Annotated in this window: 22 protein-coding genes; 11 read left to right on the forward strand and 11 right to left on the reverse strand. The window is 57.1% G+C overall.

All coding sequences use genetic code 11. The features are described from left to right. Positions 1-57: 57 nt before the first annotated feature. On the reverse strand, positions 58-510 hold the full coding sequence (locus AC2FIZ_RS01990; protein WP_281994536.1) for a paraquat-inducible protein A: 453 nt from the start codon (positions 508-510) through the stop codon (positions 58-60). Between the two features lie 119 nt (positions 511-629). Here AC2FIZ_RS01990 and AC2FIZ_RS01995 point away from each other — a divergent pair, with 119 nt between their 5' ends. Next, positions 630-1040, forward strand: coding sequence for a hypothetical protein (locus tag AC2FIZ_RS01995; protein ID WP_281994537.1), 411 nt, complete (start codon positions 630-632; stop codon positions 1038-1040). Here AC2FIZ_RS01995 and AC2FIZ_RS02000 read toward each other — a convergent pair. Genes AC2FIZ_RS02000 through alr form a run of 3 tightly spaced genes read right to left on the reverse strand, consistent with a single transcriptional unit; the run spans position 1037 to position 3593 of the window. Further along, a complete protein-coding gene (locus AC2FIZ_RS02000) occupies positions 1037-1783 on the reverse strand; it encodes an ABC transporter ATP-binding protein (protein WP_142633492.1) in 747 nt (248 codons plus the stop codon). The two genes, AC2FIZ_RS01995 and AC2FIZ_RS02000, sit on opposite strands and share 4 nt — an antisense overlap. After that, complete coding sequence (locus AC2FIZ_RS02005; RefSeq protein WP_142633494.1) at positions 1780-2562, reverse strand: MlaE family ABC transporter permease; 783 nt, start codon at positions 2560-2562, stop codon at positions 1780-1782. The genes AC2FIZ_RS02000 and AC2FIZ_RS02005 overlap by 4 nt, the downstream gene beginning before the upstream one ends. Continuing rightward, a complete protein-coding gene (gene alr, locus AC2FIZ_RS02010) occupies positions 2559-3593 on the reverse strand; it encodes an alanine racemase (RefSeq protein ID WP_496790511.1) in 1035 nt (344 codons plus the stop codon). Before alr ends, AC2FIZ_RS02005 begins: the two co-directional genes overlap by 4 nt. Before the next feature lie 232 nt (positions 3594-3825). Here alr and AC2FIZ_RS02015 point away from each other — a divergent pair, with 232 nt between their 5' ends. Further along, entirely contained in the window at positions 3826-4368 is a 543-nt protein-coding gene (locus AC2FIZ_RS02015) for a GNAT family N-acetyltransferase (RefSeq protein WP_281972004.1), read from the forward strand. Between the two features lie 3 nt (positions 4369-4371). Here AC2FIZ_RS02015 and AC2FIZ_RS02020 read toward each other — a convergent pair whose 3' ends face one another. The 6 genes from AC2FIZ_RS02020 to AC2FIZ_RS02045 form a co-directional block, all read right to left on the reverse strand. Further along, positions 4372-5862 carry a replicative DNA helicase gene (locus tag AC2FIZ_RS02020; protein WP_142633499.1) on the reverse strand — a complete coding sequence of 497 codons (1491 nt, stop codon included), beginning with the start codon at positions 5860-5862 and terminating at the stop codon, positions 4372-4374. Positions 5863-6087: 225 nt separating this feature from the next. Beyond that, complete coding sequence (locus AC2FIZ_RS02025) at positions 6088-6768, reverse strand: orotate phosphoribosyltransferase (protein ID WP_142633501.1); 681 nt, start codon at positions 6766-6768, stop codon at positions 6088-6090. Positions 6769-6896: 128 nt separating this feature from the next. Next, a complete protein-coding gene (locus tag AC2FIZ_RS02030) occupies positions 6897-8078 on the reverse strand; it encodes an ammonium transporter (RefSeq protein WP_281972005.1) in 1182 nt (393 codons plus the stop codon). Positions 8079-8226: 148 nt separating this feature from the next. Next, on the reverse strand, positions 8227-8706 hold the full coding sequence (locus AC2FIZ_RS02035) for a CinA family protein (protein ID WP_282021914.1): 480 nt from the start codon (positions 8704-8706) through the stop codon (positions 8227-8229). After that, entirely contained in the window at positions 8703-9200 is a 498-nt protein-coding gene (locus AC2FIZ_RS02040; RefSeq protein WP_282021915.1) for a phosphatidylglycerophosphatase A family protein, read from the reverse strand. Before AC2FIZ_RS02040 ends, AC2FIZ_RS02035 begins: the two co-directional genes overlap by 4 nt. Further along, positions 9197-10327: a bifunctional 2-C-methyl-D-erythritol 4-phosphate cytidylyltransferase/2-C-methyl-D-erythritol 2,4-cyclodiphosphate synthase gene (locus AC2FIZ_RS02045; protein ID WP_282021916.1), complete on the reverse strand. Its 1131-nt coding sequence runs from the start codon at positions 10325-10327 to the stop codon at positions 9197-9199. Before AC2FIZ_RS02045 ends, AC2FIZ_RS02040 begins: the two co-directional genes overlap by 4 nt. A gap of 184 nt (positions 10328-10511) precedes the next feature. Between AC2FIZ_RS02045 and dusB the strand changes: the two genes are divergently transcribed. The 5 genes from dusB to ntrX all read left to right on the forward strand — a co-directional run bounded on the left by dusB (position 10512) and on the right by ntrX (position 17763). Continuing rightward, positions 10512-11495, forward strand: a complete 984-nt coding sequence (gene dusB / locus AC2FIZ_RS02050; protein WP_425595577.1) for a tRNA dihydrouridine synthase DusB — start codon at positions 10512-10514, stop codon at positions 11493-11495. Continuing rightward, positions 11492-12559, forward strand: a complete 1068-nt coding sequence (locus tag AC2FIZ_RS02055) for a two-component system sensor histidine kinase NtrB (protein WP_281972009.1) — start codon at positions 11492-11494, stop codon at positions 12557-12559. Before dusB ends, AC2FIZ_RS02055 begins: the two co-directional genes overlap by 4 nt. A 42-nt stretch (positions 12560-12601) precedes the next feature. After that, complete coding sequence (locus tag AC2FIZ_RS02060) at positions 12602-13969, forward strand: response regulator (protein WP_496790513.1); 1368 nt, start codon at positions 12602-12604, stop codon at positions 13967-13969. A 99-nt stretch (positions 13970-14068) separates the two neighbouring features. Beyond that, positions 14069-16357 carry a sensor histidine kinase NtrY-like gene (locus AC2FIZ_RS02065; protein WP_281972011.1) on the forward strand — a complete coding sequence of 763 codons (2289 nt, stop codon included), beginning with the start codon at positions 14069-14071 and terminating at the stop codon, positions 16355-16357. Next, complete coding sequence (gene ntrX / locus AC2FIZ_RS02070; RefSeq protein ID WP_142633520.1) at positions 16354-17763, forward strand: nitrogen assimilation response regulator NtrX; 1410 nt, start codon at positions 16354-16356, stop codon at positions 17761-17763. Before AC2FIZ_RS02065 ends, ntrX begins: the two co-directional genes overlap by 4 nt. 11 nt (positions 17764-17774) lie before the next feature. Here ntrX and AC2FIZ_RS02075 read toward each other — a convergent pair whose 3' ends face one another. Further along, positions 17775-18254 (reverse strand): hypothetical protein, encoded by a 480-nt coding sequence (locus AC2FIZ_RS02075; protein ID WP_142633522.1) that lies wholly within the window; start codon positions 18252-18254, stop codon positions 17775-17777. A gap of 96 nt (positions 18255-18350) precedes the next feature. Between AC2FIZ_RS02075 and trkA the strand changes: the two genes are divergently transcribed. The 4 genes from trkA (at position 18351) to hflX (ending at position 22902) form a co-directional block, all read left to right on the forward strand. Then, the gene (gene trkA / locus AC2FIZ_RS02080; protein WP_142633524.1) at positions 18351-19727 is read left to right on the forward strand and encodes a Trk system potassium transporter TrkA; all 1377 of its coding nucleotides are present in this window, start codon (positions 18351-18353) and stop codon (positions 19725-19727) included. After that, positions 19727-21265 carry a TrkH family potassium uptake protein gene (locus AC2FIZ_RS02085; protein WP_142633526.1) on the forward strand — a complete coding sequence of 513 codons (1539 nt, stop codon included), beginning with the start codon at positions 19727-19729 and terminating at the stop codon, positions 21263-21265. Before trkA ends, AC2FIZ_RS02085 begins: the two co-directional genes overlap by 1 nt. A 126-nt stretch (positions 21266-21391) precedes the next feature. Beyond that, the gene (hfq, locus tag AC2FIZ_RS02090) at positions 21392-21631 is read left to right on the forward strand and encodes an RNA chaperone Hfq (protein WP_010440340.1); all 240 of its coding nucleotides are present in this window, start codon (positions 21392-21394) and stop codon (positions 21629-21631) included. Next, the gene (gene hflX, locus AC2FIZ_RS02095; RefSeq protein WP_282021922.1) at positions 21631-22902 is read left to right on the forward strand and encodes a GTPase HflX; all 1272 of its coding nucleotides are present in this window, start codon (positions 21631-21633) and stop codon (positions 22900-22902) included. Before hfq ends, hflX begins: the two co-directional genes overlap by 1 nt. Positions 22903-22936: the final 34 nt, after the last annotated feature.

A 22936-nucleotide genomic window follows, 5' to 3' on the forward strand; every position in this document is an offset into this window, starting at 1 on the left:
CAAGAAACTGGCTGCTCGAAATATTAAGATGATACTCAGATAAGCGTTTTCAATCAATTAGGTCTGATGATTTCGTGATCTGGATGTCATCTCGGTAATAATACCCAAGCCGATTGAGGCCAAAATACAGGCCGTAAACAGGTAAAGCCCCCAGGCGGTTTCGATGGTCGCGTAAGAGATGCCCTTGGCCAGCGTGATGTAGAGAGCGATCAGGAAAATGTCGGCCATCGCCAGCTTGCCGAGGATGTTCAGCGCAGGTTGAACGCGCGCATCCAGCAGGTCCCATTGGATCAGGGCGGTGCCGATGGTTTTCAGATAGGGGGCAAAAAGGGCGAAGACGGTGACGATCAGCGCGAGGAAGATATCGGACTTCCAAAGGGACTGGAGCCCGGTGATGACGCTGATTTCAGAAAGGCCAAAGATGGGCAGGAACCCCGCACGCATCAGCGGGGCGAACCACGCGATGGGGTAGAGGATCAGCAGGGAGAAGGTGACGAGGCGGAGGGTCATTATAGATACTCTTCGGAACTTTTCGATGAGGTGAATATTTCACCTCAGTCTGTATTGTGCCTATACCGATATCCGAAACGCTATTGATACACATCACTTTGTTTACGAAAAGAATTTATATGGCTGAACCTGTTATAAAAATTGTCGAAGGCCCGTCCCCAACCCAGAAGGGGGTCAGCGAGGCTATAACTGTTGGCCTCGCGGGGGTTCTTTCAGCGGGAAGTGTCGCTGCAGACATTATGCCATTTGATCGCGAACAGTTGTTTGGCGTAATGCATTTTCGCCTCCAGGAAGCGCTGCAGGCGCAACGCAGGGCGCGTTGGTTCGGTGGAAAAATTTACAATCGATTTTCAGGGCAAGATCCCAATTACGTTCTGTTTTCGGGAACTCATCTGGGTCAAACATTGGCGCTTGCCCGGATTCAGACGCCAGATTTTGTGGTCCCGCGTGGGAAATACTTGCTGCGGCTAGATTATGTAAAAGAAGCCTACGAGAACTTGAAACAAGAAAGGAAAGGTGCGCCTGTCTAACGAACCGCCTCGATCGGCCCTTCAGCACTCCCGCTGATGAACTGTTCCACATAGGGATCACCCGAGGCGTCCATTTGCCCGACGGGGCCGGTCCATTGGATAACGCCTCCGTGCAGCATGGCGACGTTGTCGGCAATCGCGCGGACCGAGCTCATGTCGTGGGTGATGGTCATCGCGGTGGCGCCCATTTCGGTAACGATCTCGCGGATCAGGTCGTTGATGACACCGGACATGATGGGATCAAGGCCGGTGGTGGGCTCATCGAAGAAAATGATCTCGGGCTCGGCGGCGATGGCGCGGGCCAGGCCCACGCGTTTTTGCATACCGCCCGACAGTTCGGCCGGGAAACGATCGGCCACATCCGCTTTCAGACCCACGCGGCGCAGTTTCTCGATGGCGATCTCGCGCGCCTCGTCCACGGGGCGTTTGAGCGAACCGCGCAGCAGGCGGAAGGCGACGTTTTGCCAGACGGGCAGCGAGTCGAACAGCGCTCCGCCCTGAAACAGCATTCCGAACCGGGCCAGAAAGGCATCGCGGTCGCCTTTGGTGGCGTCTTTGCCGTCCACATAGATCGTGCCGCTGTCAGGTTTGATCAGGCCAAGAACGCATTTCAGAGCCACAGATTTGCCGGTGCCCGACCCGCCGATGATGACCATCGAGGTGCCCTTGGGGATCTCGATATTGACGCCTTTCAGGACCTGATTAGACCCAAAGGCTTTATGTACACTCTCCATCCGGATCATATCGAGAAGAACACCCCTGTCAGAACGAAGTTTGCAGCCAGAATCATGATTGCGGCAGCCTCGACCGAAGATTTGGTCGCAGCGCCAACGCCCTGCGCGCCCCGGCCCGAGTTCATGCCGTAGTAACAGCCCATGGTCGCCGTGATCAGGCCAAAGGCAGCGCCCTTGGTAAGCGAAGAGACGATGTCATGAAATTCGAGGAAATTCATGGTGTTTTGCAGGTAGGCCGCGGCGTTGAAGCCCAGGCTTTGGGTCGCCACGATATATCCGCCCGCAATGCCGATCACATCGCCAACCGCAACAAGAATCGGCACGGTAATAACGGCGGCCAGCACCCGCGGCGCGGTGAGGTATTTCATCGGATGGGTGGACAAAGTTACCAGCGCGTCGATCTGCTCGGTCACTTTCATGGTCGCAATTTCCGCAGCGATGGACGATGTGACCCGCGCTGCAATCATCAGACCACCCAGAACAGGCCCAAGCTCGCGCACCATGCCAATCGCTACGATTTGTGGCACCACAGCTTCGGCATTGAAACGCGCACCACCTGCATAGATCTGAAGCGCCAATGCACCGCCGGTAAATATCGCCGTCAGGCCAACCACCGGCAGGGACATCCAACCGATATTCATCAGAGCGACCGCAAATTCGCGCGGATAATAGGGGGGGCGGAAAATATGCGAGATTGCGTCAACGAAGAACAGTGCGACCTTGCCGAAATTTGCAAGCAAAGACAGGGCTGTACGTCCCAACCCGCCCAGCATTGAAAGAGGGTTCATTCGATATAGCCCCGAGAGTAGCGCGCGCCTAGAGATGTCAGAATTTCATACCCGATGGTGCCGGCGGCCTCGGCCAGATCATCCACTGTCTGGTGGCCGTTGAGAATACGCAGGCGTTCCGGATCCTCGGGCAGATCCGTTACGTCGATGGTGATCAGATCCATTGAGATCCGGCCAACGACAGGGCAGGGCCTGTCCGCCACAAAGGCATCAATGCCGCCTCCGATAGCGCGGTGAAGCCCGTCCGCATACCCGGCCGCAACCGTGGCAATACGGGATTTGCGCCGCGCGACCCAGCTGTTGCCGTATCCCACACTTTCGCCGGGCTCGACCTCGCGCACCTGAATGACCGGAAGGTCGACGGTGACGACGGGTTTCGCATCGGCAAAGGGTTGTCCGCCATACATCCCGATACCGGGACGGCACAGGTCGAAGTGATAATCGCTGCCCAGAAGGATACCGCCGGTGGCCGCAAGCGATCTGGGGGCCGCACTTCCATCGGTCAATTCGCGGAACACCCGCAGTTGGTGGCGATTCATCGGGTTGTCAGGTTCATCCGCACAGGCGAGATGCGACATCACCAGCGACGGATTAAGCGGCTCGATCTCTGTGCGCAACGCGGCCCAGTCCGCAGGCTCAATCCCCAAGCGATTCATGCCGGTATCCAACTGGATTCCAAAGGCGTGTTCAGGCAAGGCCTGACGATGGCGGCGGAACTGTTCGGGCGAATTCAGCAATGGCGTCAAATTGTGTTGGAGCAGTAGGTCGCTGTCGCCTTCCATATGCCCGGAAAAAACACTTATCGTTGCGTCGGGTCCGACAGCCTCGCGCACGGCGGCACCTTCTTCGGCAGCCGCGACAAAGAAATTTCTGACACCTTCTTCAGCAAGTGCGGCAGAGACAGGACTAGCGCCCAGGCTATAGGCGTCGGCCTTGACCACGGCACCCGTTTCACAGGACGTCTTTGCATCAAGCGCCTGCCAGTTGCTGGCCAGTGTATAAAGATTGATCGTTAAGCGTGCAGTACTCATGCGTCTGTTCATGACATTGGATCGCGTCAGGTCAAGGGGGGTCGCAGCGATAATTGACCTGTACGTTGCGCATAACGGCACCTTGAGGCCGGGAAGCGGGTTGAAACAGCGTAAATCTGCGTATTGAACATCTGAGGGCGCCAAATCACTATTGTGCGCACATCGTGGTCAACCATGATCGGGTCAAGGTGATCGTTCACTAATACCCAAGGGGGCCTGTTGGGATGAAAACATGATTGAACTCTCGTTTGGGTACAAAAACCAGAGCAGTAGGTTGCCTGATTTCTTTTATGATGTGTTCTCTGCTTCAGAGGGGGCCGAGGAAGGACGGGCCATTCAATCTTTGATCAGGGAATTGCTGAAAACCGAGCCCGATCAGGATCTGCAGGGATGTGTTGCGACTGATGGGGGCGATCTTCTGGGATGTATCATATTCTCGCGCCTGACCTTTGATCAGGATCCGCGGCGGGTGTTTCTGATGTCGCCCGTGGCCGTGCGGACGGATCGTCAACAGGGTGGGATCGGGCAGAAGCTGATCACCTTTGGTCTGGACCAACTGCGGGCCAAAGGCGTCGATTTTGCAATAACCTACGGAGATCCGTCATATTACGGCAAAACCGGTTTCCTGCCCATTTCTGAGGCATTCGCGCAGCCGCCAATGCCGCTTAGCCAGCCGATCGGATGGCTAGGGCAATCTCTGTCTGGTTCACAGGCTGATCCGATAGTGGGGCCGTCACGCTGTGTCAGCGCGTTTGACCGACCTGACCTTTGGTGACGGTCAGTAGCCTTCGATCTGACCGTCCTGCTGCCAGGGTTTGACGAGGTTCCCAAAGCGGGTGAACTGTGCTTCGAAGGACAGCTCGACCGTACCGATGGGGCCGTGGCGCTGTTTGCCAACGATAACTTCGGCCTTGGCGTGCAGGCGTTCCATGGCCTGCTTCCACTCTTCCATCTTCTCCAACTCATGATCGCCGGGCTTTTCACGTTCTTTGTAGTATTCCTCGCGGAACACGAACATCACCACGTCAGCATCCTGTTCGATCGAGCCTGATTCCCGCAGGTCGGACAGTTGAGGGCGCTTGTCGTCTCGGTTTTCAACCTGCCGGGATAGCTGAGACAATGCGATGACCGGGATGTTCAGTTCCTTGGCAATGGCTTTCATACCCATCGAAATCTCAGCGATTTCGTTGACGCGGTTTTCGGCCATGCCGCGGCACAACTGCAGATAGTCGATCACCAGCAGGTCCAGACCGTGAGTCCGCTTCAACCGCCGTGCACGCGCGGCGAGCTGTGAAATCGGTAGTGCCGGGGTGTCGTCAATGAACAGCGGGCAGGCTTCCAACTCCTTGGCCGCATCAACAAAGCGGCGAAACTCACCCTCGGTCATGTCACCCTGGCGGATCTTGTGGCTCGAGATTTCCGAGGCTTCGGCCAGAACCCGACCCGCCAACTGCTCGGCGCTCATTTCCAATGAGAAGAACCCGACAACGCCGCCGTCAATCGCGCCTTCGGTGCCGTCGGGTTTCAGCCCGCGCTTGTACGCTTTGGCCACGTTGAACGCCACGTTTGTCGCCAATGAGGTTTTCCCCATCGACGGACGCCCGGCCAGAATGATCAGGTCGGACGGGTGCAAGCCACCCAACTGCTTGTCCAAATCGGTCAGACCGGTGGAAATCCCGGCCATTCCACCACCGCGCTGATAGGCCTCGTTGGTGACGTTGACAGCCTCGGTGACCGCCTTGAGGAAGGATTGAAACCCCTGTTCTGTCTGGCCTTGTTCAGACAGCTGATACAACTGCTGTTCAGCCTCGACGATCTGTTCCTTGGGCTCGCTCGCCACATCGACCCGCGCCGCCTTGTCCGAGATATCGCGGCCAAGCCGGATCAACTCGCGCCGGATGGCAAGATCATAGATCATCTGGGCATAGTCATGCACCGCAAAGGCGCTGATCGAGGCCCCGGCCAGCTTGACCAGATAGGCCGGACCGCCCAGTTCCTTCAGGCCTTCATCCTCGGCCATGAAAGATTTCAGCGTGACGGGCGAGGCCAGCGCGTTCTTGGCGATACGGGTCGCGGCGACCTCGTAAATACGCGCATGGACCGGATCATAGAAATGCTCGGCCCCGATGATCGAGGCGACCCGGTCATACAGATCATTATTGGTCAGGATCGCACCCAGAAGCTGTTGTTCAGCCTCAATAGAATGCGGCATGGTATCGGCGTTTTGGATCTGTGCCGCTGCCTGCTCGATGCTGCTTATCTCGTTCATTTTGTCCCCGCTGCCCGTCCCGAGGTTCTATACGCGAAACGCCATTGCAAGCTATCTGGAAATACCTGTGGCTAACTGGGGGTAAGGCCTAGGGATAACTTTCCAGACAGTTTGGACGCTGTGGTGTGCTTGGCCTATTATGTAGGAAAGCGGGGAAAAGTCACCAGATATCGTATATGCTCAGCCGATTCTTTGGCGCTTATCCCCAATCCATCCACAACAGGTTTAGGAGGGTTTATTGGCCTCTTGCCAGCCGCGCGGGTCGTTCAGGAAGGCTTCGACACCGTCAAGTGTTTCCGTATCAAAGGCTTTCTGCGCTTTGGCCTCGGCCAGAACATCCCACCAGGTGCACAGCGAATGCAGCTTCACCCCATGATCGCCCAGAGTTTTCTCGGTTTCCGGAAAGATGCCATAATAGAAGATCACCGCCGTATGCCCGCAGGTCGCGCCGGTTTCGCGGATCGCATCAACGAAGGACAGTTTGGATCCGCCATCGGTGGTCAGATCCTCAACCAGCAACACACGCTCGCCCTCGTTCATCGCGCCTTCGATCCGGGCGTTGCGGCCATAGCCTTTGGGCTTTTTACGCACATATGTCATCGGCAGGGCCATGCGTTCAGCGACCATCGCGGCAAAGGGAATGCCCGCAGTTTCGCCGCCAGCGATATTATCGAACGCTTCAAAGCCCGCATCCCGCATCACTGTAACGGTCAGGAAATCCATCAGAGTAGACCGGATGCGCGGGTACGAGATCAGCTTTCGGCAGTCGATATAGGTCGGGCTGGGCAGTCCGCTGGCCAATGTGAATGGCTCGCGCGAATTGAAGTGAACGGCCTTGATTTCCAGTAGCATCCGCGCGGTCAGACGGGCGATTTCGGTGCTGTCGGGAAAGGAACTGGGGATCATGGCGGGACCTCTGAGCTGAAAAACCTTCGGGGCTGATAGCCTGCTGCTGCCGTCAGAGTCGAGAGGGCAGGCAAAAGAAAAGCGGGCCCAAATGGGGCCCGCTGTAAGCTTTCATAATGGCTTGGTGATTAGCTTGACATGTCGTAGGCACGTTCGCCATGCACCGACAAGTCAAGGCCATTGGTCTCAGTCTCGGCATCCACACGCAGCGGCGTGACGGCTGAGACCAGCTTGATCAGCACAAAGGTCACCACAGCGGTAAAGACGCCCACGATTGCCAGCCCGCCAAGCTGCGCGGTCCAAGTACCCAGACCGAACAAGGCGATCATGATCGTGCCAAAGATGCCGCCAACGCCATGCACTGCAAACACGTCCAGCGTGTCGTCGATTTTCAAAATGTTGCGCATGACATAGACCGCTTCCTGACACAGGATACCTGCGACTCCGCCGATGATCAGCGCCTGAACCGGGCCGACGAAACCCGATGCTGGGGTAATCGAGGCGAGACCGGCGATGGTTCCGGTCACAAGACCCACCATCGAGGCTTTGCCAAAGCGAATTTTTTCCCACAAGGCCCAGGTCAGGGATGCAGTGGCCGCCGAAAGATGCGTCACGGTCATCGCCATCGCCGCACCACCATCTGCCGCCAGTTGCGAGCCGCCGTTGAACCCAAACCAGCCGACCCACAGCATTGCGGCGCCGATCATGACATAGCCCGGATTATGCGGAGGCGTTGTGCGATTGCGGCGCGGGCCGAGTGCAACGGCAATGATCAAAGCGGCCAGACCTGCCGTTTCATGCACCACAATGCCACCGGCGAAATCTCGCACACCAATCTCGCCAAAAATGCCGCCATCGCTCAGCATTCCGCCGCCCCAGATCCAATGCACCACCGGCGCATAACACAGCAGCATCCACAGGGCCGAGAAGGTCAGAACAAAGCCAAAGCCGACCCGTTCGACATAAGCACCGACGATCAGGGCGGGGGTGATAATGGCAAAGGTCATCTGGAAGGCAAAGAACAGAATCTCGGGCAGGGTGCCGGCCAGGCTGTCGGCATCAACACCATTCAGAAAGGCCTTGTCCAACCCGCCCCAAATCCCGCTTTCACCGGGGCCGAAGGCGATGGAATATCCTGCGACCAGCCAGAGAATGCTCATCAAGCAGGCGATGCTAAAGCAGTGCATGAACACGCTCAGCACGTTGCGGGCGCGTACAAGGCCGCCATAGAAGAGGGCCAGGCCCGGAAGTGTCATGAACAGGACCAGTGCGGTTGCTACTATGATCCAGGCGGTATCGGCTCCATTCATCAGCCACTCTCCTTTTCAGAATGCGTGGCGGGGCTTGAAGCGGATTGCGACTGGGGAAAAAAGAGGCAGAGCCCAAAAAAGCAGCCTATTTCAGGGGCCTTTTTTGAAGAGTTGATTAATTGGGCGTCAAATTGTCGAGCATGCCCGATTATTGGGCAGTGCTGAAAAGTGCCTTTGACAGCAGTGCCAGCGCGTGATCCCGCGCAGCGCGGCGCACCCGATCGCGGCCCAATGCGCCGAATTCGACGGTTTCTGTCATGGGTGGGATGCCGTCACCGGCCACACCAAAACATACCCGGCCTTCGGGTTTAAACTCGGATCCGCCCGGGCCTGCAATGCCGGTAACCGACACTGCCAGTTGCGCCTGTGAATTCCGCAAGGCACCCTCGGCCATTTCGCGCGCGACCTGTTCAGAAACCGCGCCATGGGCATCCAATGATTCCTTGCGGACACCCAACATTTGCTGTTTGGCAGTATTTGTGTAGGTCACAAAACCGCGCTCAACGACCGCAGAGCTGCCGGGGATGTCGGTCAGAGCCGCAGCGACCATCCCGCCAGTGCAGCTTTCGGCGGTGGTGATCATCACCCCTTTCGCTTTGGCGCTTTCTAGCAGGTCGGAAACGGTCACAACCCCAGAACTCCGTGGCTGAACCCGGCGGCCAACATGATGCCTATGGCCGCGAATACCCCGGCAATCACATCGTCCAGCATAACGCCCATCGGATCACCGCGCCGGTCGGCCCAACCCACGGGGCCGGGTTTCAGGATGTCGAACAGGCGGAACAGTACAAACCCAGTTACCCAGCCTGGCCACAGCGCCGTAATGTCGATCCCGTGCGCCCAACTGGGATAGGATATCGCCCAAAGCGCGAGGAACTGACCTGCGACCTCGTCAATCACAATCTCGGAAGGGTCGTGGTCTTCTTGCCCGGCGGTCATCACCCGCGTGGCCCACAGACCGCCGAAAAACACTGCGACTGTCGCGACCACCAGTAAGGGGAAACCGCCCAGAGTATGCAGGACCCATACCAAGGGCAGGGCAACCAAAGACCCCCAGGTGCCGGGGGCGGGTCGCAGATATCCGACGCCACAAACAGTGCCAATCAGTTGTGCAACGGTCATGATTTCACCAAACAAGCTGTTGCAATAGAAGCAATTCCTTCACCACGCCCGGTAAAGCCCAAACGCTCGGAGGTTGTGGCCTTGACCGAAATCTGATCCTGGCGCAATTCCATGATCTTCGCCATCTCTGTCTGCATGGCCGCGGCGTGAGGCCCGACCTTGGGGTATTCGCAGACCAGCGTGCAGTCGACATTCGATATACGATATCCCATCTGCCCGGCCAACTCGACCGCGTGGCGCAGGAATATTTCGCTTGCCGCGCCTTTCCATTGGGGATCTGAGGGCGGAAAGTGCTGTCCGATATCCCCTTGTGCCAATGCTCCGTAAATCGCATCGGTGACTGCGTGCATACCGACATCCGCATCAGAATGCCCCTGAAGCGATCGGTTGTGCGGAACTTTGATACCGCACAGGATTACGTGATCCCCGTCACCAAAACGATGCACGTCGTAGCCGTTCCCCAGCCTTACATCCATATCCGTTCCCAATATGCGTTCCGCCCTGGCAAAATCCTCGGGTCGGGTGATTTTCAGGTTGTCCGTATCGCCCGGCACGATGCAGACGTCCAGCCCGGCGGCGCGCGCGACTTCCACGTCATCCGCTGAACCTCCGGGATGCGCGGTGTGGGCAGCGACGATTGCGTCATAGTGAAAGCCCTGCGGGGTTTGCGCTGCATGCAACCCGGATCGATCCTGCGTGCCAGTGACCATAGTGTCGCTTGCTGTCCACAAGGCGTCCGTCACCGCAAGGCCAGGTGCGGCACCGGGGAAATTGTCCAGAGCGGCCAGAACGGCATCAATGATCTCGGTGCTGACACAAGGACGTGCGACATCGTGGATCAAGACGCGGGTCACATTCATCCCGTTCAACGCCGACAACCCGCTGCGCACCGATCCTGCTCTGTCTGACCCGCCTTCCGCGAGGATCAGATCGGCGCTTTCAAATTCTTCCCAGGCGGGGGCATCCTCCTTCGACAGCACAAGGACGATGTGATCGACTTGCCCGCGGAATCGGTCGATGGTCCAGTCGGCCACCCGACGACCTGCCAGATGGCGCCACTGTTTTGGCGTGCCGCCTCCGGCGCGTTGACCGCGTCCTGCGGCGACAATGATAGCTGCGGTCGTCATGTGTCGTGCTCTCCGACGAGTTAAGGGCAATGTTTAGGGTGCGGTGAAAGCAGAGGCAATCACTCGGTTTCATCTGCTTAAAAAATAGGCAAACGATGATTTTGCATGCTTGTTCATGGCGGTTTTGTTGTTCATATGCACTCAATTCGATATCAAAGCTGCAACTGCTCAAGGATTAAGCACGTTGACTCTGCGACTTGCCGACAAAGATTTGAACCCGCCCGTACTACTGGCGCCCATGGCTGGAATCACTGATCGTCCGTTTCGCGATCTGGTGATGCGCTTTGGTGCCGGTATGGTGGTCAGCGAAATGGTGGCTAGCCAGGAAATGGTGCAGGCCAAACCCGGTGTGCGCGAACGGGCCGAGCTGTCTGCGGATGTGGAAAACACAGCTGTCCAGCTTGCCGGACGCGAGGCGTATTGGATGGCCGAGGCGGCCCGCCAGGTCGCTGATCGGGGTGCGCGCGTGATTGATATCAATATGGGCTGCCCGGCCAAGAAGGTGACAAATGGATATTCGGGCTCGGCCCTACTGAAGACACCTGACCACGCGCTGACATTGATCGACGCCGTTGTCAGCGCCGTGGACGTGCCCGTGACGCTGAAAACCCGGTTGGGATGGGATGACAAATTGCTGAACGCGCCCAATGTGGCAAGGCGGGCGCAGGATGCTGGGATACAAATGGTCACGATCCATGGCCGCACACGTTGCCAGTTCTACAAAGGGCATGCCGATTGGAGCGCAATCCGGGCGGTCAAAGAAGCGGTCTCGATTCCGGTGATTGCGAATGGTGACATAGTTGATTCTGGCGCTGCACGCATAGCGCTGGATCAGTCCGCCGCCGATGGGGTCATGGTTGGGCGTGGGGCGCAAGGTAAACCGTGGCTACTGGCGCAGATGGGGCATGAGCTATACGGGGCAGAGGCGCCAGTCATTCCCGCTGGTAGTGATCTGATCGACATGGTTCGTGCCCATTATCAGGCCATGCTGGGGTTTTATGGTTTGGATCTGGGCCTGCGCGTCGCTCGCAAGCATCTCGGCTGGTATATGGATGAGGCTGGAACACCGGCCCCGTTGCGCCGGGCGGTGCTGACTTCGCGCAACACGGACGAGGTGATGCACCTGTTGAGTGCTGCACTTGGCAGTGATGCAGAGGTGGCGGCATGACCTCGGATCACAGCATCTGGACCTCGCTACCCGTTCCTGCCTTTGTCATAGATGCAGGTGACCGGATCGCAGACATAAACTCCGCCGGTGAAGGGTTCCTGAACGCCTCGCGCAAATCCGTGATCGGGCATCCCGTCTGGGATCAGATTGCCGTGGACGCTCCATTAGAAGAAGCGTTTCTGAGAGCGCGTCAGCAAGGTACGCCACTATTTGTGAACGATGTGGATGTAGGGTCAGGCAACCGCGCGCCGTTGCAATGTGCGCTTCAGATCGCGCCGCTTGTCGGACACCCGGGGTCAATGATCATGATCATCACGCCGCGTGAACTTGCTGGGCGTATGACCCGTGGAAACACGGTGAAATCTGCTGCGCAATCGGCGATAGGCATGGCCGAGATGCTTGCGCATGAAATTAAGAACCCTCTGGCAGGAATTACTGGCGCGGCGCAGCTTCTCAGCATGAATATCTCGCAGCAAGACCTTGAATTAACAGATCTTATTGTCGAAGAGAGTCGTCGTATCGTAAAACTGTTGGAGCAGGTTGAACAATTCGGAAATCTCTCTGAGCCCGATTTCAAACCGGTCAACATACATGACGTGCTGGATCGGGCACGGCGGTCGGCCCTGTTGGGTTTCGGTGCCCAAATGACGATCATCGAGGATTACGACCCGTCGTTGCCACTTGCTTATGGCGACCCGGATCAGTTTCTGCAGGTCATCTTGAATTTGTTAAAGAATGCCTCGGAAGCCGCTGATCCTAAAGGGGGAACCATACGTTTAAGGACGTATTTTGAACATTCTTTCCGCCTGCGACGCAGCGACGGGTCAGGTCATTCTCTGCCACTGCAAATCGAAGTGACCGATGACGGCCCCGGTCTGCCGGAGAAGATTCGGGGCGAGATATTCGACCCGTTTGTGTCGGGCAAGGAAAACGGCACCGGCCTAGGGCTGGCGCTGGTCAGCAAGATCATTTCGGACCACGACGGCTGGATTTCGGCCGAGTCGGTTCCGGGACGAACGGAATTTCGCATCTCTCTGAGGCGCGCGCCGAGTGACGCGAAATAGTCAATAAATCGCCGGAAAGAGCAAGAATAAGGAAAGCACCTGATGGATGGAACAGTACTGGTTGCAGATGACGACCGCACAATTCGGACCGTTCTGACACAGGCCCTGACACGCGCTGGGTGTAAGGTGCATGCAACCTCGTCGTTGACCACTTTGATGCGTTGGGTAGCCGAGGGCAAAGGTGACGTGGTCATATCCGATGTAGTTATGCCGGATGGCAATGGGTTGGAGATGTTGCCAAAAATCGCACAGGACCGACCGGGATTACCGGTAATCGTAATTTCGGCGCAAAACACGATCATGACGGCCATCCAGGCAGCCGAGGCGGAAGCTTATGACTATCTGCCGAAACCCTTCGACCTGCCGGATTTGATGAAGCGTACCGCGCGCGCGCTGGAACAGAAACAGCGCACGCCGTCAGATGCCGGTAACACGTCCCTAGAGCGTCCGGAAGAGCTGCCTCTGGTGGGGCGGACACCAGTGATGCAGGCGCTGTATCGCTTGGTGGCGCGGGTGATGAATACCGATCTGTCGGTCATGATTTCGGGCGAGAGTGGAACGGGCAAGTCGTTGATCGCCAAAGCGATACATGATTTTTCCGATCGCAGGACGCTGCCATTTGTAACGACCACTGCCGCCGACCTGCGGGATCTTGAAGGCCCGGCGCGCGTCATGGCACGGGTGCGGGGCGGTACGCTGCTTATCGACGAGATCGCGGATATTGATGACGAATTGCAGGCGCGTCTCGTTCGGATGATGGACACTCCAGGCGATCATGTTCCTCGGTTCATGGCTACGAGCCAATCGGACCTGACCGAAGCCATGGAGAACGGGCGCGTCCGGCAAGACCTGTATTATCGCCTTTGCGGTGCGACAGTGCATGTTCCGGCCCTTCGCGAAAGGGTCGATGATATCACCTTGCTTGCGGATCATTTCCTGGCGCGTGAAGAACGCGAACATGGCGCGAAACGCTGGTTCAGTCCGGATGCGGTCGAGTTGGTACGGCGCTATTCCTGGCCCGGAAATGTACGGCAGCTTGAAAATGCGGTCCGTCGATTGAGCCTTACAAGCCGCGCCGATGAAATCTCCAAAACCGAGGTCGAGTCGGTGCTGGGCAGCCAACCCGAAGCCGAGCCGGTGCTGGGCAATGGAGAACGCGAAAAGCTCTCGGCTTCGGTCGAACGCCACCTGCGCCGCTATTTCGATCTACATGGAAATATGTTGCCACCTCCAGGTCTGTATCAGCGTATTTTGCGTGAGGTTGAGGCGCCTTTGATTGAACTGGCCCTGGATGCGACCGGGGGAAATCAGGCAAAATGTGCTGATCTTCTAGGGATTAACCGGAATACGCTGCGCAAAAAGATAACAGAGCTCGATATTCAGGTGACACGGCGGCGCAAACTGATGTAATATCGCCACACAAAGCGTGGCATCCGGGTTTCGACCGGGCAACGACCACGACATATGGCGGTAAGTCGCGCAAGCGGCACATCAGGATGAGGGCAGACGGTGGCAACCCGAGCACAGAGCGGGCTGATTTTATCAGTCAATCGGTGGCGAAAATCCCGAAGGCTGCGCAATTTTGGAACTTTGGGTCTGGTTTTGCTGGGCCCGGTGCTGGCTTTGACTACCTATCTGGTCATTGGTCCATTCGATCTGGGTGCAACCGCGCCCTCATTGCGCCTGATCCTGCTTGCGGATCTGGTCTATGTTCTCGTGGTTGCGGCGCTGGTTCTGGGTCAGGTAGGCAACCTGATTGCAGCGCGCCGGGCCAAATCCGCGGGGTCCCGTTTGCACCTGCGACTGATCGGAGCTTTCACGCTGTTGGCTCTGGTGCCGACTGTCACGGTTGCAATCTTTGCCGGTCTGACGGTGAATATTGGTCTTGAGGGCTGGTTTTCCGACCGCGTAAGGCAGGTTGTCGGATCCTCGCTTACTGCTGCGGAAGCTTATGAACAGGAACACCGAGAGGGCCTGACGCAAGACGCCGTCGTATTGGCGCTTTTTCTGGACAATGCCCGGACGCGCGATTTCTATATTTCCGATGCTGAACTGCGAGAGGTTCTGGCGCAAGGGCAGGCGCAAATCCAGCGCGGTCTGCGTGAGGCCTATGTCATTGATGGAAATGGCGAAATCCGATCCCGGGGGGATCGCTCTTATCTGTTCAACTTCGAAAAGCCGACCTCTGAACAGATGGCCCAGGCGACTGAGAATGAATTGCTGATCATTGCCGATTGGCAAAACAGTGAATTCAGGGCGCTTGTGCCTTTGAAGGCTTATCTTGATCGGTATCTCTATGTCAGCCGGGAAGTGGACGGGCAGTTGCTGACGCTGCTGGACGATACCAAGGAAACAGTTCAGTTCTATCAACAGCTTGAAAGTGAACGCGGACGGGTTTTGTTTGAATTCGGCCTGCTTTATCTGGGTTTTGCCGTGATCCTGATCCTGGCTGCAGTGTCGCTGGGAATGTGGTTCGCCGAGCGTCTCTCGCGCCCGGTTGGACGCCTGACCACCGCTGCGCAGCGTGTCGGGGCAGGCGATCTGGGCGTTCAGGTTATCGAAGAAGCCACCGATGACGAAATTGCGATGCTGGGCCGTTATTTCAATCAGATGACCCGACAGTTGAAAGGGCAGCGCGATACCCTTTTGGAGAACACACGGCAGATCGAACGCCGGCGTCGGCTGTTCGACTCGGTTTTGACCTCGGTCACATCCGGTGTTGTTGGTGTCGACCCCGATGGTTGCGTGACGTTTGTGAATCGATCCGCCGAACGCCTGTTGGATTGGTCCCGTGGAGAGGAACATCTTGCCATTGGCATTGCGGTGCCCGAATTCATGCCTTTGTTCGAAAGCCTCAAGGACAGCGGGCAAGAGGCTGTGCAGGGTGAAATCAAGGTCACGCGAAAAGGCCATTTGGAAAACCTGTTGGTCCGCATGGCGATCCGCCGCGGCGAAGATGGCGGGCTTGAAGGATATGTGGTTGCCTTTGACGACGTGACCGATCTGGTCAGTGCACAGCGAATGGCAGCCTGGGGTGATGTGGCGCGCCGCATCGCACATGAGATCAAGAACCCCTTGACCCCGATCCAACTGAGCGCCGAGCGGATCAAACGAAAGTTTTCGTCCAAACTGGATGAGGATGATTGCGATATCCTTGTATCCATGACTGATGTGATCGTTCGCCAGACGAATGACCTGCGGCGGATCGTGGATGAATTCTCAAAGTTTGCGCGCATGCCGGAACCGGATCGGCACGAAGAAAATCTGGTGGGGTTGGTGCGCGAGGCTGTTCTGTTGCAGCAAGCCGGTCAGCCGGATGTCGAAATCGAAGCGATGCTTCCAGATCAGCCGATTTCAGGTGATGTAGACGCAACAATGCTGAATCAGGCGCTGACCAACCTGATCAAGAATGCAGGCGAAGCGATTGAAACGCTGAAACAAAAAGGGGCACCCGAGAACCTCAAGCCTCAGATCAAGGTTACTGTGATCGGCGACGATGCGGGCACGGTAATTACCATTGCCGACAACGGTATCGGCTTGCCGGAAGATCGTGCGCGGCTGTTTGAGCCTTACGTGACCACACGCGACGAGGGCACCGGGTTGGGGCTGCCGATCGTCAAAAAGATTATCGAAGAACATGGCGGGGTGCTGACACTTGAGGACGCCCCCGTATTTGACGGACAGGACCATTTTGGCGCAATGGCCGTGATCCGTTTGCCCGGGAGCAATATTTCCTCAAATTCAGCGCCGAAAAAGCAGGCAATTGATACAAACAAACTGAAAGCAGGCCAAAGATGAGCGACATTCTGATTGTAGATGACGAGCGTGATATTCGCGAGCTTGTGTCCGATATTCTCGAGGACGAAGGCTATTCTACCCGGCTGGCTGGCAACTCGGACGAGTGTATGGCAGCCATCAATTCCGAACCCCCGGGGCTTTTGATCCTGGATATCTGGCTGAAAGACAGCCGGATGGACGGGATTGATATTCTGAAGACTGTAAAGCGCGACAACCCAGACATTCCGGTGGTGATCATTTCGGGCCACGGGAATATCGAAATCGCTGTCGCTGCGATCAAGCAGGGGGCGTATGACTTTATTGAAAAGCCCTTTAACATCGACCAGCTGATGGTTGTGATCCGCCGCGCGATGGAAACCTCGCGCCTGCGCCGCGAAAACGCCTCGCTAAAGCGTAAAGAGGTCACAAGCTCGGATATGATCGGCAAATCGGCCTCGTTCCGGGCAATGCAGAGCCAACTGGACAAGGTGACCAAGTCCAACGGGCGTGTGATGCTGACAGGCCCTGCCGGTTCAGGCAAGGAAATCGCCGCGCGCTATATCCATGCAGAATCGAATCGGGCAAATGCGCCCTTTGTGACCGTGAACTGCGCCGGGATCGAGCCGGAGCGCGTTGAAGAGGTACTGTTCGGCCGTGAAACCACCGAACGCGGGGTTGAGGCAGGCCTGTTGGAAGAGGCCCATGGTGGCGTCGTCTACTTTGATGAAGTGGCAGATATGCCCATGGGAACCCAGTCAAAAATCCTGCGGGTTCTGGTTGATCAACAGTTTCAACGGGTTGGAGGTACCGACAAGGTTCGGGTCGACCTGCGGGTGATCTCTTCGACCAATCGTGACCTCGATGCAGAAATCGCCGCTGATCGTTTTCGGGAAGAACTTTACCATCGTCTGAATGTTGTGCCTATTTCGGTGCCTTCGCTAGAAGATCGGCGCGAGGATATTCCGGTTCTTGCCGAATTTTTTATTGAAATGTGTAATGAATCCCAGGGCCTGCCGGTGCGCGAGATTTCAGACGAAGCTGTCGCGTTGCTGCAGACCATGACCTGGCCGGGCAATGTGCGACAGCTTAAAAACCTGATCGAACGGGTGCTCATTCTGGGTGACGGTACGGGCCCGATCGAAGCGCGTGAGCTGCCAAACGAAGAAGAAAAAGCCGATGAATCGGGACGCGTCGTTCTGTCCGGGGCATTGGCGACCTTGCCGTTGCGCGAAGCTCGCGAGGCGTTCGAGCGTGAATATCTGCTGACCCAGATCAACCGGTTCGGGGGCAATATCAGCCGCACTGCCAGCTTTGTCGGCATGGAACGCAGCGCGCTTCATCGTAAGCTTAAATCTCTGGGCGTTGTGACCTCGAACAAATCGGGGGCGCGAGTTGCACAACTGGACGAGGCTGAACCGGCGGAGTGATCCGCCGGCCTTTACCCTGCCTGACCTGGGGTAATTATCTGAAACGTTCCGTTGTCGAATTTGACGAAACATGAATCTGTGCTGAGCGGTGGCAGCTGTGTTGTTGGGACCGCAGCAACACGCGACTTTACGCCCTGCTTGCAAGGCGGAAGGCTGACCGGGCGATAGCCTTTCTGCGCCATGCATTGTGCTTCCAGCTTGTTGCGCAGCCCTTTGTTCACATCGACCGTATAGATCTGACCGGGCTGCCACCAGCCTCCGGTGCGATGACACCTTCCCCGACCATCGCAGTAGGTGCGACCTGGCCAATAGGTTGGTGCCCCTTGTCGCACCTGATTGGCAACGGGGGCGTCTTTGAGGGACTGAACCTGACATCCAGTCGTTTCAGACTGCATTTGCGAAACTGTCTCGCCCTCTTGATAATACAGGGAAAGCGGCCCACACGCAGTTAGCAACAGAGTCAAAGAAATCGTGAGAGCTATTGTTTTCATACGCTTACCTTGCCTCAGCTTTGCTTGTGTTACAAACTAATTGACCGTCTGGGGGGCATCTGTCATTCAAAGATTTCAGGCAGAAGGGCCAATAGCATGAAGGTCATCATTTGCGGTGCGGGTCAGGTTGGCTGGCAGATTGCACGGCATCTTTCGGGCGAGTTGAACGACGTTACTGTGGTTGACAACAATCCTGATCTGGTGCGACGGGCGACCGAAACCTTGGATGTTCAGGGGATTGCGGGATTTGCAAGCTATCCGGATGTTCTGAACCGAGCGGGCGCGCGCGATGCGGATATGATTATTGCTGCCACCCATTCGGACGAGGTGAACATGGTCACCTGTCAGATGGCACATTCGGTTTTCTCCATTCAGCGCAAAATCGCCCGGCTTCGGTCGAAATCCTATCTCGAGGCGATTCATTCGGATCTGTATCGCCGCGATCACCTGCCGATTGATGTGGTGATCAGCCCCGAGCGCGAGGTTGCCGCAGCGGCGATGCGCCGGTTGTCTGCCCCATCCGCATTTGACACCGAGATGTTCATGGACGGCAAAGCGCAGTTGCTTGGCATACGCATCGCCGAGGATTGCCCGATCGTGAACACGCCATTGCGGCAACTGACCGATCTGTTTTCGACGCTCAGCTCTATCGTGGTGGGTGTCCGGCGCGAGGGTACGCTGTTTGCCCCGGAATCCGAGGACCAGCTGTTTGTCGGTGACGAATGCTATGTCTTTAGCAATGTCAAAGACGTGGACCGGACGATGGAGGTTTTCGGCAAGGCGCAAAAACGGCAGGACCGGGTGGTGATTGTCGGCGGCGGTAATGTCGGTCTTGAAGTTGCTCGGACTTTGGAAGAACGTGAAAGCCGCGTGCGTGCCAAGATAATTGAACGAGACCGCCACTGTGCGGAAGTGGCAGCCGAAGCGCTTGAGCGAACGATTGTCCTTCACGGTGATGGTCTGGACGCGGCGCTGCTGCGCGAAGCTGGCATCGAACGCGCGGATGCAATGTTGGCCGTCACGGATGATGACCGTGTAAATATGTTGGTTGCCGTGCGTGCCAAGGCCGAAGGTTGTGCTCTGGCGATTGCACTGATCAATGATCCCAGCATGGTTGCCCTGATGGGGCCGCTGGGTATCGACGCCTATATCAACCCCCGCGCCACCACCGTCAGTTCGATTCTGCGCCATATTCGGCACGGACGCGTGCGGCAGGTTTATTCCATCGGCGATGCCGAGGCCGAAGTGATCGAGGCCGAAGTACTTTCAACCTCGCCCATGGCCGGGCAGAGGCTGCGCGACATTGATTTCCCCGAAGGTGTGCTGGTTGGCGCAGTGCGTAAGGGCGATGAGATGTTGCGCCCCACCGGTAGTCTCAGGATTGAAGAAAAGGATGTGGTGGCGATTTTTGCCTTAGCCAAAGACGTGCCCGAGGTGGAACGGCTGATGCAGGTCTCGATCGATTTCTTCTGATGGCGCATGCACGGAAAAAACAGGTTAGCCTCATTCGGCGATTGCCGCTGTTTCTTCTGCTCTGGGGTATTTTTGCCGCCGCTATGTGGATGCCTGCCATATTTGCGCTGGTGCTGGATGATCACGAAACGTCCCGGTCGTTCTTCTATTCCGGGTTGCTGGGGTTGTTCGTGGTCGGGATCATCTCGCTGGCAACATCCAACAGAATGCCGCGCCGAGGGACATTGGGCCAGTTGGCGGTCTTGTTAGGCTGTTTCACCGTATTGCCCTTGTTTCTTGCGATCCCTCTGCATGATGCGTTGGGTAATACGAGCTTTCTGAACGCCTATTTCGACATGGTCAGCGCATTGACCACTACCGGGGCTGATTTGTTTCCTGATCCAGACCGGTTGTCGGCGCCGTTACACCTTTGGCGGGCTCAGGTCGGATGGATGGGCGGGCTTTTGATGTGGATTTCAGCGGCCGCGATCCTCGCGCCGTTGTCGCTGGGCGGGTTCGAGGTGACAGCCCGTGGTCAACCCGGTCGCCCGGTTTCAGGCGTGGCGCAAAGCGAGATGGTAGACCCGCGCGGGCGTCTTATCCGCGTCACGCTGACTTTGACGCCGGTTTATGTCGGGCTGACCGCTGTAATTTGGCTGTTGCTCGTGATCGCAGGAGAGCAGGGCCTGACCGCCATCTGTCATGCGATGTCGACCATGGCCACATCGGGTATCTCACCGGTTGGTGGGCTTGAGGGAGCGCAGGCCGGCGTAACCGGTGAGGCCATCCTGTTTCTGTTCCTGTTCTTCGCTTTGTCGCGGCTTACCTTTTCCTCGGACACAGCTACCTCCGGATATTCGCGGCTGGATAAGGACCCCGAGTTCCGGATCGGGCTCATGATCGTTGCAGGCGTAGCGGCGCTGCTTTTCTTCAGGGTTCTTGCCGGCGTCAGCGAAATTGGCGGCCAGATGGAGCCTCTTCAGGCGTTGAGCGTAATTTGGGGCATGATTTTTACGGTCTTGTCATTTCTGACAACCGCGGGGTTCGAAAGTGCGAACTGGGATGATGCCCAGCAAATTTCCGGTCTGGGCACCCCGGGATTGATCCTGATGGGGCTTGCGCTGATCGGCGGTGGAGTTGCAACAACGGCGGGCGGGGTAAAGCTGTTGCGGGTTTTTGCTCTGTACCTTAACGGCGCGCGCGAAATTGACCGTTTGATTTATCCGTCTTCGGTCAGCGGAGTAGGTGGTGGAAACCGCCGCATCCAAAGCGATGGGGCCTTTATCGCTTGGATATTTTTCATGATGTTTGCCCTGACAGCTGCTGTGTTCAATGTGTTGCTTGCTGCCATGGGTACGGGGTTCGAACACGCTATGGTGCTTAGCGTTGCAGCGCTGAGCACGACAGGGCCGTTGATCGAATTGGCAACCGATGTTCCTATCCGATTGATCGACCTTTCGGGCGGTGCCAAGCTGACCATGTGTGCCGCTATGGTGATCGGCAGATTGGAAACGCTGGCGATTATTGCCTTGATCACACCCGCTCTATTGAGGGGTTAAGAAACAATAACCATGCTAGTGACTGATTTTTCATCTGGAATATCGGTTAACGACACTCCATACTCCGCCGGAGGGAGCGCGTTGGTCCGCAGCGCGTAGCAAGAACAATGGCGAGATTATAAGAATATGGCTTCGGACAGACAGAATCTGCAGGACGCGTTCCTGAATAATGTACGGAAAGCAAAAGTCCCGGTCACAATTTTCCTGATCAACGGTGTGAAATTGCAGGGTGTGATCACCTGGTTCGACAACTTCTGCGTATTGTTGCGCCGCGACGGACAGTCGCAGCTGGTCTACAAACACGCGATTTCGACCATCATGCCATCGCAGCCGATCAGCCTGTATGAGGGCGAAGACGCCTCTTGATGGAACATGAAAGGGTGCGCACCCGAGCGTGGGTGCTGCATCCGGAAATCAAATCAGATGAACAGCGCCGCGTTCCAGGACCGGCGCTGGCAGAAGCGGTGGCGCTGGCCGCTGCATTGCCCGACCTTGATGTGATCGGATCCGAAGTTGTGCGCTTACCTCGGGCGCAGGCCGGTTTTCTGTTCGGTAGCGGCAAGATCGAGGAACTGGCCGAACGGTTGCACGAGAACGAAGTCGAGCTGGTTTTGATCGACGGATCGGTTACGCCCGTTCAGCAACGCAATCTTGAAAAGGCGTGGAAGGTCAAAATCCTCGACCGGACCGGGCTGATCCTCGAAATCTTCAGCGACCGCGCGCGCACCCGTGAGGGCGTTTTGCAGGTGGAAATGGCCGCGCTGAGTTACCAGCGGACCCGGCTGGTGCGTGCCTGGACCCACCTGGAACGGCAGCGGGGCGGATTGGGCTTTGTGGGTGGCCCGGGTGAGACCCAGATCGAAGCGGACCGCCGGGCCATTGATGAACAACTGGTGCGCTTGCGTCGTCAGTTGCAGAAGGTGGTCAAGACTCGCACGCTGCATCGCGCCGCGCGGGCCAAGGTGCCATATCCGATTGTGGCGTTGGTAGGCTATACCAACGCGGGCAAATCAACCCTGTTCAACCGCCTGACCGGGGCTGATGTCATGGCCAAGGACATGTTGTTCGCCACGCTTGACCCTACCATGCGTCGAGTCGAACTGCCTGACGGTCCCGAAGTGATCCTGTCGGACACGGTGGGGTTCATTTCGAACCTGCCCACCGAATTGGTCGCCTCATTCCGGGCCACGCTGGAGGAAGTGTTGGGCGCTGATATCGTGGTTCATGTGCGCGATATCAGCCACGATGAATCTGAGGCGCAGGCGAAGGATGTCGAAACTATCCTGACTTCACTGGGTATTGACGATACGCGGCCCCGGATTGAGGTCTGGAACAAGATCGACCTGCTGTCCCCGGATGAGCGCGAAGCCGCGATGGCGCGGGCAGAGCGGGATCAGGGGATTTTCGCGATTTCAGCCGTCACCGGCGAAGGGATCGCCCCGCTTTTGGCGGAAATTGCCGTCACGCTGCAGGGCGTACGTTCTGAGGTAACGCTGGAACTGGGATTTGCCGAAGGCAACAAGCGCGCGTGGTTGTTCCGCCAGGAGGTCGTGCAGTCCGAAAAGCAGACCGAAGATGGCTTTGTGATCGACGTTTTGTGGACAGAAAAACAGGCCTCGCAATACTCCGCGCTTTGAACTCTGACTGGGGGCGAATTCCCCTATACCCATC

The sequence above is a fragment of the Ruegeria sp. CDSB022 genome (genome assembly GCF_059611145.1).